This is a genomic window from Streptomyces sp. FIT100 (assembly GCF_024584805.1).
Taxonomy (GTDB): Bacteria; Actinomycetota; Actinomycetes; order Streptomycetales; family Streptomycetaceae; genus Streptomyces.
This window is the reverse complement of the sequence record NZ_CP075715.1, coordinates 3,301,096-3,313,064: the sequence shown is the minus strand read 5'-3', so window position 1 is coordinate 3,313,064 and position 11,969 is coordinate 3,301,096. Positions and strand designations below refer to the sequence as shown.

Annotated in this window: 11 protein-coding genes and 1 pseudogene; 9 read left to right on the top strand and 3 right to left on the bottom strand. The window is 70.0% G+C overall.

Annotation, left to right across the window (positions count from 1 at the left end; translation table 11 throughout):
- Positions 1-33: 33 nt before the first annotated feature.
- Both KK483_RS14460 and KK483_RS35310 read right to left on the bottom strand, forming a co-directional pair.
- Positions 34-1,212, bottom strand: a pseudogene (locus KK483_RS14460) (MFS transporter); the annotation flags it as partial.
- Positions 1,209-1,640, bottom strand: coding sequence for an FAD/NAD(P)-binding protein (locus tag KK483_RS35310; protein ID WP_313879069.1), 432 nt, complete (start codon positions 1,638-1,640; stop codon positions 1,209-1,211). The gene KK483_RS35310 and the pseudogene KK483_RS14460, both read right to left, overlap by 4 nt.
- A gap of 379 nt (positions 1,641-2,019) precedes the next feature.
- On the opposite strand from KK483_RS35310, the gene KK483_RS14450 reads away from it, so the two are divergent.
- The 8 genes from KK483_RS14450 (at position 2,020) to KK483_RS14410 (ending at position 10,060) form a co-directional block, all read left to right on the top strand.
- Positions 2,020-3,372 carry a KamA family radical SAM protein gene (locus KK483_RS14450; protein WP_262005635.1) on the top strand — a complete coding sequence of 451 codons (1,353 nt, stop codon included), beginning with the start codon at positions 2,020-2,022 and terminating at the stop codon, positions 3,370-3,372.
- A 5-nt stretch (positions 3,373-3,377) separates the two neighbouring features.
- Positions 3,378-4,220 (top strand): N-acyl homoserine lactonase family protein, encoded by an 843-nt coding sequence (locus KK483_RS14445; protein WP_262005634.1) that lies wholly within the window; start codon positions 3,378-3,380, stop codon positions 4,218-4,220.
- Positions 4,217-6,085: an FAD/NAD(P)-binding protein gene (locus KK483_RS14440; RefSeq protein ID WP_262005633.1), complete on the top strand. Its 1,869-nt coding sequence runs from the start codon at positions 4,217-4,219 to the stop codon at positions 6,083-6,085. The genes KK483_RS14445 and KK483_RS14440 overlap by 4 nt, the downstream gene beginning before the upstream one ends.
- Positions 6,048-6,515 (top strand): cupin domain-containing protein, encoded by a 468-nt coding sequence (locus KK483_RS14435; RefSeq protein ID WP_262005632.1) that lies wholly within the window; start codon positions 6,048-6,050, stop codon positions 6,513-6,515. The genes KK483_RS14440 and KK483_RS14435 overlap by 38 nt, the downstream gene beginning before the upstream one ends.
- A 59-nt stretch (positions 6,516-6,574) precedes the next feature.
- The gene (locus KK483_RS14430) at positions 6,575-6,976 is read left to right on the top strand and encodes a VOC family protein (RefSeq protein ID WP_262005631.1); all 402 of its coding nucleotides are present in this window, start codon (positions 6,575-6,577) and stop codon (positions 6,974-6,976) included.
- Between the two features lie 166 nt (positions 6,977-7,142).
- The gene (locus KK483_RS14425) at positions 7,143-8,540 is read left to right on the top strand and encodes an MFS transporter (RefSeq protein ID WP_262005630.1); all 1,398 of its coding nucleotides are present in this window, start codon (positions 7,143-7,145) and stop codon (positions 8,538-8,540) included.
- 118 nt (positions 8,541-8,658) lie between these two features.
- Positions 8,659-9,033 carry a cupin domain-containing protein gene (locus KK483_RS14420; RefSeq protein WP_262005629.1) on the top strand — a complete coding sequence of 125 codons (375 nt, stop codon included), beginning with the start codon at positions 8,659-8,661 and terminating at the stop codon, positions 9,031-9,033.
- Positions 9,034-9,172: 139 nt separating this feature from the next.
- Positions 9,173-10,060 (top strand): LysR family transcriptional regulator, encoded by an 888-nt coding sequence (locus KK483_RS14410; RefSeq protein ID WP_313879065.1) that lies wholly within the window; start codon positions 9,173-9,175, stop codon positions 10,058-10,060.
- Here the strand turns inward: KK483_RS14410 and KK483_RS14405 are convergent.
- Entirely contained in the window at positions 10,050-10,193 is a 144-nt protein-coding gene (locus KK483_RS14405; RefSeq protein ID WP_262005628.1) for a hypothetical protein, read from the bottom strand. The two genes, KK483_RS14410 and KK483_RS14405, sit on opposite strands and share 11 nt — an antisense overlap.
- A gap of 254 nt (positions 10,194-10,447) precedes the next feature.
- Between KK483_RS14405 and KK483_RS14400 the strand changes: the two genes are divergently transcribed.
- Positions 10,448-11,779 (top strand): hypothetical protein, encoded by a 1,332-nt coding sequence (locus KK483_RS14400; protein ID WP_262005627.1) that lies wholly within the window; start codon positions 10,448-10,450, stop codon positions 11,777-11,779.
- Positions 11,780-11,969: the final 190 nt, after the last annotated feature.

Sequence of the window (11,969 nt, the reverse complement as noted above, 5' to 3'; positions counted from 1 at the left end):
GGCACCGTGGACCGTCCCGCCCTCCGGGCGGGGCGGGACGTGCGTCCGGGCGAGGAGGACACAGGCGGCGGCGGCTGCCCCGGCCGCGGTCAGCGCCCACCATGCGGCGGCAGGGCGCCCGGCGGCGAACAGCAGGCCGCATATCAGCGGCCCGGCGGCGGCCCCCAGGGAGACCCCCATCTGGCTGTAGGCCGTGGCCCGTTGCTCCCGGCCGGGGTAGGGCAGGCCGATGACGTAGTGCACCAGGCCCGCCCAGCCCCAGCCGCCGCCGTAGGCGAGCAGGGCCCCGACCGTGGCCGCGGTGGGGTCCGGGTGCGTCAGTAGTGCGGTACCCGCCGCACCGGCCAGGAACAGTCCCGTCAGCGCACCCCACGCGGCACGGGGCCTGCGGCCGACGAGCCAGCCTGCGGCCAGGCGGATCACGATGTTCAGCGCGGCACCCGAGGTTGCCACCGCGCCGGCCGTCGACAGCGACGCTCCCCGTGCCGTCAGTGCCAGCACCAGGAACCCGCCCAGTCCGTTGCCCACCATCGCGCCGAAGAACCCGGCGCAGCTGAGGGCCAGCAGATGGACGTTCCCGCGCAGGGGCTCGCTGCCGCCTGGGGCGGCGACCGCGGACGGTCCGTCCGAGGACCCTTTCCGTGCGAGGAGAACGCTGCCCAGAGCGCACGGCACCGCGGCCGCGAGGAACACCGCTCGCCAGCCGACCGGTCCGGCCAGCAGGGGCATTGCTCCGCTGGCCATCAGGGTGGCGGCCGGTACGGCGGCCTGTTTCAGGCCGAAGGCGAACGGGCGCAGCCGGGGTGCGCACCGCCGCATGAGCAGGGCGTTGGTGTGCGGCTGGGTGTAGCCGTAGGCCGTGCCCCCAACCACCGAGCTGATCCACAGACCGGCCATGGGCGCCACCGCCGCCGCGAACAGCCCCAGACAGGTGCCGGCCAGCGCGACGGCCAGGGTGCGTTCCAATGCCCGGGGAAGTGCGGCCCGCTTGCTGAGGAACGCGCCCGTCAGGGACGCCAGCCAGTACGCGGCCAGGATGGCTCCCGTCCGCACCGAACTCCACCCGAGCTCCGCGCAGATCAGGCCGTTCGCCGCCCCGGGCAGGAACACCGGCAGCGAGGTCAGGACGGTGACCGCCGCGACGCCCGCCGCGGCCGGCAGGCCCGCCGAGCGGTCCTGCGGGGGACGTCGGCTCCGTACGAGGGCATTCATGAGGCGCGGGCCTCCATCGCGCCGAAGAGCCGGACGGACTCCAGTCCGAGGACCGCGCGGGCGTCGGCGTCGGCTTTGGCTTCGGCGAGCGTCACGGAGCCGACCCCCGGTCGTATCGCCGCGGCCGTCGCCCACTGGTAGAGGCCCGTTGCCCACTGGTAGAGGTTCGGACCCGGCACCACCGCGCCGGCGCACGAAACGCTGGCGTCGGTGAACACCGTGATCTGCTCCGCGACCGTGTTCATCAGCAGCTGCGGCGACTGATCCGTCTGCCACACCCGGCCGGCTCCGGCCGGAGCGGGGTCGACGGCATGCACGATCACGGGCCCGGCGGGCGGCCGCGCTGCCGCGCCGGCGCACAGCCGTTCCAGCACGGTGAGCCCGCGCGGCCCCGTCCCCGCAATGCCGACACTGAGCCGACCGTTCAACGAGAGCTCCCCGATTCCGTCTGCCGCTGTCTGAGCCGGCGCCAATCCTAGGAGCCGGCCAAGCGCATTGATGCAGTATGCACATGATTTATGCGCCAGGTCGATGGAAGCATTCATGCATGGCCCGAATGAATCTGCCGAGTTGTCTATTTCTCACCGGTCGCAATCGCTGACTAGCTTTCTCGGCGGCGAGCAGGGGAATCGCCCCGACCGGCTTCCGGTCGGCCGTGCGGTGGCGCGAGAAAGCAGACAAGGAGCGGGAGCCTGCGTCCATGCAGCCACCGACCACCGACCACCGGCCGCCGACGGTCGATCCCCGCTCGCCGCCATCTCGTCAGGAACTTCACGCAACTATCCGCCCTTCGGACGGGGAATTCACATGGCTGACGCCGACCCTGCCAAGTACAGGCCCTACAACCGCTCGTCGATTCAGCGGACACCGCAATGGGAGCGCATTCCGACGGAACTTCGCGAGGCGGTCGACGTGGTATCGCACGTCCTGCCGTTCAGGACCAACCAATACGTACTCGATGAGCTCATCGACTGGGACCGCATACCCGACGACCCGATATTCCGGCTCAACTTCCCGCATCAGTCGATGCTGGATCCCGACGACTACGCCACCCTGCGCGACCTGCTGCGGGCGGGCGACAAGCAGCAGCTGGCCAAACAGATCCACCTGGTCCGGTCGCGCATGAACCCGCACCCGGCCGGCCAGTTGACGCACAACGTGCCCGAACTGGACGGCGAGGTCGTCCCGGGTATCCAGCACAAGTACGCAGAGACGGTCCTGTTCTTCCCGAGCGCCGGCCAGACCTGCCACGCCTACTGCACGTTCTGCTTCCGGTGGCCGCAGTTCGTCGGAGAGGACGACCTGCACTTCGCCGCACGGGACGCCGCGGGGCTGGTCGCCTACCTCAAGCAGCACCCCGAGGTCACCGACGTGCTGATCACCGGCGGCGATCCCATGATCATGCGGACGGCCACGCTGGAGCGGTACCTCGAGCCCCTCCTGTCGGCCGGGCTGGAGCACGTCCAGAACATCAGGATCGGCACGAAGGCCGTGGGCTACTGGCCGCAGCGTTTCGTCAGCGACGTGGACGCCGGTGACCTGCTGCGGCTGTTCGAACGCGTGGTGGCCGCCGGAAAGCACCTGGCGCTGATGGGCCACTACAACCACCCGGCCGAACTGCGGCCCGCCATCGCGCAGGACGCCCTGCGCCGCATCACGGCGACCGGTGCCGTCGTCCGCATGCAGTCCCCTGTCCTGCGGCACATCAACGACGACGCGGACGCCTGGCGGGAACTGTGGACCCAGGGCGTGAAGCTGGGCGCCATCCCGTACTACATGTTCGTCGAGCGCGACACCGGTGCCCGCGCCTACTTCGAGCTGCCGCTGGCCGAGGCGTACGACATCTTCCGCACCGCCTACGGCGCCGTCTCCGGCCTGTCCCGCACCGTGCGGGGCCCGTCGATGAGCGCGTTCCCGGGCAAGGTCCTCATCGACGGCGTACCGACGATCCGCGGGGAGAAGGTGTTCGCCCTGCAACTCCTGCAGGCGCGCCGGGGCGGCATCGTCCGCCGGCCCTTCTACGCCAGGTTCGACCCCACGGCCACCTGGTTCGACCAGCTCGTCCCGGCCTTTGAGGAGCCCAGGTTCTTCTTCGAAGACGAGACGGCCGCGGCCGGGCGTCCCGCCCCCGGCCGGTCGCTCGACCTCGTGGGGGCGTGAGAGACATGGCCGAGAACACCTACGAAGTCCTGGCACTGCGGTTCGGCACCCACGCCGACCGGCCCGCACGGGACAACTTCCTGGTGGACGAAGGGCAGTTCACCCGGGGCAGCGACATGCCCATGGACTTCTACCTGTGGGTGGTCCGCAACGACCGGCATTTCCTGCTGGTGGACACCGGGTTCCCCGAGGAGATGGCACGGCGCCGCAAGCGCACCCTCTTCCGCGACCCCGTCGCGGCGCTGGCCGACCTCGGCATGCGGGCGCAGGACGTCTCCGACGTGGTGATCACCCACATGCACTACGACCACGCCGGCAACCTCGACCGCTTCCCGCACGCGCGCATCCACCTCCAGGAGGAGGAGCTCCGGTTCTGCACGGGGCCGGCGATGCGCCACCACGTCGTGCGCAAGCCGTTCGAACCGGTCAACGTACAGACCGCCGTACAGGGACTGTTCGAGGACCAGCTCGTGCTGCACCGGGGCGAGGCCGAGATCATCCCCGGCGTCACGGTGCACCCGGTCCCGGGCCACACGCCGGGCACCCAGGTGGTCCGCGTCCCCACCGCCCGGGGCCGGGTCGTGCTGGCGAGTGACGCCAGCCATCTCTGGGCCAACATCCGGCTGCGCAGCCCGTTCCCGATCCTCGACCACCTCACGCCCATGCTGGAGGGCTACGACCGGATCGAGGCCCTGGCGGACGGCGACGACCACATCATTCCCGGCCACGATCCGCAGGTGGCGGAGCGTTTCCCCCGGCTTGCCGAAGCGCCCGACTGGGTGTGCCTCCACGAGCCCGTGCTCGACGGCATCGCGGCCGCCACGGCGGCGAGCGGAGCCGCGCGATGACGGCCCTGAAGGTGTCCGTCGTCGGTGTCGGCCCCCGCGGCCTCAGCATCCTGCAGCGGATATCGGAACTCGCCGACCGGTTGCCGGCGGGCCGTACGCTGGACGTGCACCTCATCGACCCGGGCGACGGCGGCCAGGGCGCACACCCGGCAGGCCAGCCTGCCCACCTGCTGACCAACACGGTCGCCAGCCAGGTGACCATGCTCACCGACGGCGCCGGCCCCTCGTTCACCGAGTGGGCGGCGACGGCGGGCTACCGGGACTTCGGCGGAGTGTTCCTCCCGACGGGCGATGACGCCGGCGACCCGCTGGGTGAACACGCCTACCTGCCCCGGCAGATGCTGGGCACCTACCTCAGCTGGGTCTTCGACCGGGCCGTACGCTCCCTGCCGTCACACGTCCGCGTCGTGCACCACCGCGACCGGGCCGTGGACATCGAGGCGCACGGCGATGGAGGCTTCACCGTCCATCTGGCGAAGGGCTACGTGGTCCCGAGCGACTACGTCTTCCTCGCCACCGGTCACTGCGAACGCATCCCCACCGCGGAGGACCGGGCGTTCGAGGAGTTCGCCCACGAGAACGCCGACCGGAACCCATGGCTCGTCTACTGCTCGAACCCCTACCCGGTGGGCCGACTGGGAGAGGTCGCCCCAGGCTCCACCGTCGCGGTCCAGGGTTTCGGACTGACCGCACACGACGTCATCTCCGAACTCACGGTCGGCCGCGGCGGCGAGTTCCACGGCTCGGGGTGGGACACGGCGTACCGCCCTTCCGGACGCGAGCCCCGGATCCAGCTGTTCTCCCGCCAGTGCCTGCCTTTCAGCGCGCGCGGGGTGAACCAGAAGGGCATCACCGGGCAACACCAGCCGCGGTTCTTCACGAAGGAAGCGGTACGAGCCCTTCGGGAGCAGGCCGCTCTTCACCGTGGCGATCCCCGTCTCGACTTCGCGGAGGAAGTCCTTCCGCTGCTGCTGACGGAAATGGGGTACGCCTACCGCGCGGCAGTGGAACAGCGCCCCCTCGCGCCCGAGGAGTACGAGTTCACCGCTGACGACCGGCGCGCCGTCGAGGAGATCGTCGACCCGCTGGGCGGACGAAGCTTCGCGAGCCAGGACGAGTTCACGAGGTTCTTCGTCGAGCACGTCGTCGACGACCTCGAACAGGCGGAGCTCGGCAACCGGACAAGTCCCGTGAAAGCCGCCACCGACGTCATCCGCGACACCCGGGCGAGCCTGCGGGAAGCCGTCGAGTTCGCGGGGCTCACCCCGGAGTCCCACCGGACGTTCAACTCGACCTGTGTCGGGGCCATGAACCGGGTCTCATTCGGCCCGCCCCGGCACCGCAACCACCAGCTCCTCGCGCTGATACGGGCGGGGATCGTGGACCTGGCCGGCGGTCCCGGGAGCACGGTGGTCCTCGACCGGGACGAGGCGCGGTTCGCCATCCGGACCGAGTACACCGGCGGTACGGAGATCCGCCATGCCGACGCGCTGGTCATCGCACGCCTCGACGCCTTCCACCCGGAGCGCGACAGGTCACCGCTGATCCGCAACCTGCTGGCACGCGGTCTCGTACGCCCGTACGCGAACGGCACGTTCCAGCCGGGCGGCATCGATGTCGACGAACAGGGTCGGCCGGTCACGGCGGCCGGCGGGCCGCTCCGCGGCGCCTGGGCGGTCGGCTATCTCGTCGAGGGACCGCGGTTCTACACGCACGCGCTGCCCCGGCACGGGCTGACCTCGCAGTTCGCCGTCGACGCCGACACCTCCGTACGCGACATGTTCGCGGACATCCGACACCGAGACGACCTCGTCCAGGAGGACAACCATGCCGGTACAGACCGGAAGTCAGTTTCCGTACCCTGAGTTCCGCGAACGCCATGTGCGGGACCGGCCGGCCCCGGTGGTATGGCAGTGGAAGACCCTGGCCAAGGAACTCGAAGCGGCCGAACACACGGAATACGGCACGCTCACCCTGGCCGCGCCCGGCGGCAGCCACGAGATCATCCCCGGTACGTCCATGACCTTCCAGGCCGTCAGGCCCGGTGACCGGACCACCCCGCACGCGCACTCCTGGTGGCACCTCTATTTCGTCCGGTCCGGTGCGGGCACCGTGATCTTCGACGAAACGGGAGACTCCACCCGGCTGAGCGCGGGCGACATCCTCCTCATACCGGCCTGGTCCGCGCACCACTTCGAAAACCCGGCAGCGGACGAGGATCTGCTGCTGCTCAACATGTCGAATCTGCCCCAACTGGCGGCGATCCACAACAACTTCTCCGAAGAGCACGCGTAAACCACCGACCGACCGACCGACCGGCCGACGGACGGTCGGACCGACATCAGGAGGCGTACATGTTCAAGCGCATCGACCACATCGGCGTGGTGGTCGACGACATCGACGAGGCGAAGGCGTTCCTCGAGAGCCTGGGTATGCGTCTGGAACGAGCGCAGGACGTTCCCGAGCGCAACGTGAGGATCGCGTTCTACCAGTGCGGGGACGGCCGGATCGAGCTCATCGAGCCCACGACCGAGGAGTCCCGCCGGCGTCGGCTCGGTGACGGTAACCAGGCCCGCATCGAGCACATCGGCGTCGAGGTCGACGACGTACCCCGGATCATCAAGGCGGTCCAGGGCCTCGGGGTCGAGTTCACCACCACCGAGCCCGTGCCGGTCGGCCCGAACCTCAATGCCTGGACCCGGCCCGAGACGTCCGACGGAATGCAGTTCCAGCTGGTGCAGCGGGACGCGGTCTAGCGCTGCCGGGCCGTCGTTCGGCCGTCGTTCGGCGCCGATTGCGACTGTACATACTAGTAGTTACACTCTCGGGGTGGATTCCTTGAACACGTCAGTTGCACACGAGCCGACGCGAACCGGGGCGCGTCAAGGGCTGCCGGCGCGGCGCGGAGCGCGGCAAGGCTGGATGCTGGCCTCGCTGTTGGGCGGGATGTTCCTCGGAAACGTGGACATCGCCGTGGTCAACGTCGCGGTCCCCTCGATCCGTGATCGCCTGCACGCGTCCGGCGGCGAACTGGAACTCATCGTCTCCGGGTACACCCTTGTGTACGCCATGCTGCTCATCACCAGTGCCCGGCTGGGCGAGATCCGCGGCCGGCGACGGGTCTATCTGTGGGGCCTCGCCGTCTTCACGCTGTCCTCGCTCGCCTGCGGACTCGCGCCCGACAGCGCCACTCTGGTGGGCGCGCGAGTCGTGCAGGGCATCGGGGCGGCCCTGATGGTCTCGCAGGTCCTGACCAGCATCCAGGTGCACTTCGACGGCGCCGCCCGGCGGAGAGCCCTGGGCGCGTACACCGGTGTCCTCGGGGTCAGCTCCGTCATCGGCCAGGCCCTGGGCGGCATCCTGGTGCAGGCGGACATCCTGGGTGCCGGGTGGCGGCCGATCTTCCTGATCAATGTGCCGATCGGCATCGTCCTGCTGATCACCTCGTTCGTCTTCCTGCCCGACGACGAGACCGAACGGGACAAGAAGCTCGACATGCGCGGCGTCGGGCTTCTGTCGCTCGGCCTGTTCCTGCTGGTGACCCCTCTGGTGCTCGGGCGGGACGCCGGCTGGCCGCTGTGGACGTGGCTGTGTCTCGCCGGCTCCCTGCCGGCGTTCGTCCTCTTCGCCAAGGTCGAGCAGGGCATCGCGCGCCGCGGGGGCAGCCCGTTGATGAACGTCGCGCTGCTCGCCCGTAGGCACGTGGCCCTCGCGCTGGTGTCCCAGGCCGCCACCCGCGCCGGCTACTTCGCGCTCCTGTTCGTCCTGGCCCTCTACCTGCAACAGGGTCTCGGCCGGAGCGCGGCCTATTCCGGCGTGATTCCCATCTCCTGGGTGGCGACATTCGCCCTGGTCGGCCCCCTCCTCGGCCGGCTGCCTGCGCGCGTCAGAAGGCTTGCCGCGCCGGCGGGAGGTCTCCTGATGGCGATCGCCTTCGCCGGGGTGGCGGCCGGCGCCCAGAGCACCCTCTGGCTGACCGTCCTCCTCGGAATCGGCGGCATCGGCTACGGCGCCGCGTTCAGCGGCACCCTGACCCATCTGACCGAATCCGTCGAAGCCCGCTTCGCGCCCGATGTGAGCGGCCTGTTCAACACGACGCTGCAGGTCGGCGGAGTCCTGGGCGTGGCCGTCATCGGCACCGTGTACCTGGACCTCGCCGCCCGCGGCGGGGCGCCGCAGGACGCGTTCAACACCACCAACGCCGTTCTGGCCGCGCTCTCGATCGCCGCCTCAGCCCTGATCGTGCTCGCGGGAAAGGCCGGGGCGGGAAAGGCCGGGGCGGGAAAGGCCGGGGCGGGGGAGGCCGCCGCCAAGCGCTGAACCGGGGTGTCCCGCACCGTCTGTCGACGGCGGCGCACTCCTTCCTCTCCTGCCAACCACCAATTCCTCTCCTGCCAACCATCAACCATGACCGTTCAACCATCAAGGAGTTCATGCCATGGACGTCAACCGTCACCCGGGCGATGCGACCAAGGGTCCCGACGAGCGCTTCTCCGGCGATGTCTGGCTGTGGCCGCGTATCGGAGCGACCGCCAACGCCGAAGTGCGCAACGTGCTGTTCACGCCCGGCTCGCGCAGCGCCTGGCACCGGCACCCCGCCGGCCAGGTGCTCCACGTCACGGAAGGCGTGGGAGTCGTGCAGTCCCGGGGAGGGGAACGCCAGGAGATCAGGGCTGGTGACACGGTGATCTGCCACCCGGGTGAGGAGCACTGGCACGGCGCGGCAGCGGGGACGTTCATGACCCACATCGCCGTCACGGACGGCCCGACCGAGTGGCAGGAGCACGTGACGGAGGAGGAGTACCGGGACTGAAGTCCCCCTGGACGAAGGGAAGCCGGTCCGACGCGGAGCCCGCCGCTCAGTTCAGTGAGAGCACCGCGTCGGACCAGTGACCCGTACATGGCCGACGCGCGCCCCAGTTGCTTTCACGCCACTTCATATGCTGCTCTCCATGAGCATCGAGCTGCATCACCTGCGTGGGTTCCTGGCCTTGGCGGACGAGAAGCACTTCACCCGGGCCGCGAAGCGCATGAACGTGTCCCAGCCGACACTCAGTCGCAACATCCGTCGCCTGGAGGAACTGCTCGGCCGGCGCCTGTTGGAACGGACCACCCGGCACGTGACCCTCACGCCGGCCGGTGAGAGTCTTTATGACCGACTTCATGTGCTACTGCCGCAGTTGGAGGCGGCGCTGCGCCCCGAGTCGGACGACGACACCTTCCGTGTGGGCTTCGCATGGGGGTTTCCCACGGGATGGCCCCAAGAGGTCATCGCGCGCTTCGAGGAGGAAACCGGCGTATCGGTCCAGGCGCACAGGCATGATGCGAAGCTCGCGGGAGTGGATCGCGGTGATGCCGACATCGCGATCCTGAGGGGCCGGCTCACGGCTCCGGGCATGGAAGTCGTCACGCTGTTGCACGAGCGGAGGGTCGTAGCGGTCTCCACACGTTCCGAACTCGCCGAACGGCACGAGATCAGTTGGCGGGAGATCGCCGATCACCAACTCGTCCTGAACGAAGTGAGTGGTACGACCAACTTGGCCGACTGGCCGACGGAACACCGGCCCGGTGTCTCCGTGGTGTGCAGCAACTTCGACGAATGGCTTGAGGCCGTCGCCTCCAGTAAGGGCATGGGGGTCGTCCCCGAATTCGTCGGGCGGCAGCATATCCACCCCTTCGTATCATTCCTCGCCATCCCGGACGCACCGACGGTCCCCCTCAATCTGGTCCACCCCTCGCACGGTGGGCACCCCCTGACAGCACGTTTCGTCACCATGGCGCAGGCTGCGACAGCGGAGTTCGCGGAGATGAACGGGGGAGACCGACTGGTCACTTGTTGATCAGTCCGGAACGGACGGCTTGCGGTCCGTCTCTGCCGGGGCTTCCGCCGATCGCGTCCGCCTTGGAGCGGATGCGCTGAGCCGCACGGCTTACGACCAGTTCATCGAAGGAGTCGATGGAGTCGATCCTCACGAGCTCAACCTGGCCGAGTGGACCGACGAGCGGGCCGAGCAACGCCGCTACTCCGTCCTGAGTCCGGATCACGATCGGTCCGCTTCGGGCCCAGGGGGTCTGCCGACTGAACCGCACCGGCTGACCCGCCGGCCGGCCAGCCAGCTGGCTGGCACACCACCTTTCCCCGCATTCCTTCGATATTCCCCCTGATGGCAGACTTCTGACCTGCAGCACCGGCGCAACTGACGTCCGGGGCAGGGAGGTAGGGGCTCGTGCGCGGGCGGGTGCATGACGTGGTGTGGGGGACGGTGCGGGTCGTGCTGGCCATCGTGCTGTTCGGGGTGGTGTGGCAGCTGGCGCAGAGCGCGGAGCGCGGTCGCGCCGACGACCTCGGCTTCCCGCGCCTGGCGATACGTGACGCCGAGGGGCGGGCCACGGGCCGCCTGAAGGTGTGCGGGGATCTCTACCGGGAGCCCTTCTGTCTGCGGGCGGAGCCGGTGGCGGTGGATGACGTCCTACGGAAGCGGGAAACAAGGGGTGGTGACCGTTACCTGATCGAGTTCGGCCGGTCCGACGGGCGCCCGCTGGCCCTCACGCTGCGTGTCGACCGTGCAGACGAGGACGTCATCAAAGCCGCTGCCGGCGGGCGCGGCGAGGCGACCCTGTACTGGTGGCGCGATTCGGTGCGGCTGCTGGAGGTCTCGGCGGGCGGAGAAGAGCGGACGATCCGCACAGCGCACTATCCCGGCCGGGAGTTCACGCCGCCCGCCGCGTTCGGGGCGGCCGTCGCCGGGCTGGGCGCGGCGGCTCTGTGGGCGGGGCTGTGGCGGATCGTGCGCGGGGGTGCGTCCCGGTTGAACTGGCCCTGGCAGACGGCGGCTCCGGGGGTGACCTTCACCATGGCGGGGCTCGGCGGGGCCCTGGGCGCGCTGTTCTCGGCATCCTCGCCACGCGCGATGGTGTGGACCGCGGGTGTCGTGGGCGCGGTGAGCGCGGTGGGCATGGCCTGCTGGGCGCACTGGTGGGTACGGCGCAGGCTGCCGGCGCTGGACCGGATAGAGCCCCTCGCGCCGGTGACCGAGCGCCGCTTCCCCGGTGCCGTGTGGGGGCCGGGCCCGTGGAAGGCACTGTCGGCGGGGTGGCTGCGGACGGGCCCGCAGGGGCTTGCTGCCGTGCCCGGACCGGCCACGGGTACCGGCACCTTCGGGGTACAGCCGTTCCCCGGGGCGCTGCGGCTGGTCCGGGTGCGGTCTCCGCACCGGGACGACCCGCTGCGGCTTCGGTTCGGCTACCGGCGCACCGACGGGTCGGCGGAGCCCGGGCCGAAGGAGGAGCAGTTCCCGCTCGTCGCCGAGTGCGAGGCCGTGGGCGGACCGGCGCCCGGGGCACGGGTGCTGATCGGCGCGGGCACCGAGGATCTGCCGTACGTGCTCGGCGCCCTGTGCGCCGCCGCGCCGTCCGCACCTACCGACGACGGTGGCGAGGACGTCGGACAGCGGGAGTATCCCCCCGCGGACCGGAGCGGCTGCTCGTGCTCGTTGCCCATCCAGGGCACCGGTCCGCCCGAGGCGGGAAACGACGGATGCAGCTCCCAGCCCGCCTGATTCAGCCTCGCCGCCAGCTCGGTGCTCTTGATCAGCTCGTCCGGCATGAACACACGGCGGAAACCGTCGAGCATGCCGTTGCCGAACGTCTCGACGAGCGCTTTGTAGCGCTCGGCAGGGGCGTTCCCCGGCGGGACTCGGCTGCCGTCTAGTCGGCCTTGAACGCCGTCCGCCTTACCTCGTGAGGTAA

What these genes read in the sequence shown, in the direction of transcription:
- KK483_RS14450 (WP_262005635.1), top strand. Translation starts at nt 2,020, where the DNA reads ATGGCTGACGCCGACCCTGCCAAGTACAGGCCCTACAACCGCTCGTCG.
- KK483_RS14445 (WP_262005634.1), top strand. Translation starts at nt 3,378, where the DNA reads ATGGCCGAGAACACCTACGAAGTCCTGGCACTGCGGTTCGGCACCCAC.
- KK483_RS14440 (WP_262005633.1), top strand. Translation starts at nt 4,217, where the DNA reads ATGACGGCCCTGAAGGTGTCCGTCGTCGGTGTCGGCCCCCGCGGCCTC.
- KK483_RS14435 (WP_262005632.1), top strand. Translation starts at nt 6,048, where the DNA reads ATGCCGGTACAGACCGGAAGTCAGTTTCCGTACCCTGAGTTCCGCGAA.
- KK483_RS14430 (WP_262005631.1), top strand. Translation starts at nt 6,575, where the DNA reads ATGTTCAAGCGCATCGACCACATCGGCGTGGTGGTCGACGACATCGAC.
- KK483_RS14425 (WP_262005630.1), top strand. Translation starts at nt 7,143, where the DNA reads ATGCTGGCCTCGCTGTTGGGCGGGATGTTCCTCGGAAACGTGGACATC.
- KK483_RS14420 (WP_262005629.1), top strand. Translation starts at nt 8,659, where the DNA reads ATGGACGTCAACCGTCACCCGGGCGATGCGACCAAGGGTCCCGACGAG.
- KK483_RS14410 (WP_313879065.1), top strand. Translation starts at nt 9,173, where the DNA reads ATGAGCATCGAGCTGCATCACCTGCGTGGGTTCCTGGCCTTGGCGGAC.